Here is a 541-nt window from a genome sequence, read left to right on the forward strand (position 1 = left end):
GTGCACGCCGTGCTGGACAAGATGGCCGGCTTCGCGGACCGGGTCCGTTCCGGCGAGTGGACCGGCCACACCGGCAAGCGCATCCGCAACGTCGTCAACATCGGCATCGGCGGCTCCGACCTCGGTCCGGCGATGGCGTACGAGGCGCTGCGGGCCTTCACCGACCGCTCGCTGACCTTCCGGTTCGTGTCCAACGTGGACGGCGCCGACCTGCACGAGGCGGTCCGGGACCTGGACCCGGCGGAGACCCTGTTCATCGTGGCGTCCAAGACGTTCACCACGATCGAGACGATCACCAACGCGACCTCGGCGCGCTCCTGGCTGCTGGAGGGGCTGGGCGGCGACGAGAAGGCGGTCGCGAAGCACTTCGTGGCGCTGTCGACGAACGCCGAGAAGGTCGCGGACTTCGGCATCGACACGGCCAACATGTTCGAGTTCTGGGACTGGGTCGGCGGTCGCTACTCGTACGACTCGGCGATCGGCCTGTCCCTGATGATCGCCATCGGCCCGGACCGCTTCCGCGAGATGCTCGACGGCTTCC

The 541-nt window shown here is 68.4% G+C and carries 1 protein-coding gene; it reads left to right on the forward strand.

Translation table 11 applies throughout. The annotated features are described in order from the left end of the window. Nucleotides 1-541, forward strand: a 541-nt coding sequence (locus GTW67_RS33780) for a phosphoglucose isomerase-related protein (protein ID WP_524539851.1), incomplete at both ends; no start/stop codon positions are given.

Source organism: Streptomyces sp. SID5910 (assembly GCF_009862125.1).
Taxonomy (GTDB): Bacteria; Actinomycetota; Actinomycetes; order Streptomycetales; family Streptomycetaceae; genus Streptomyces.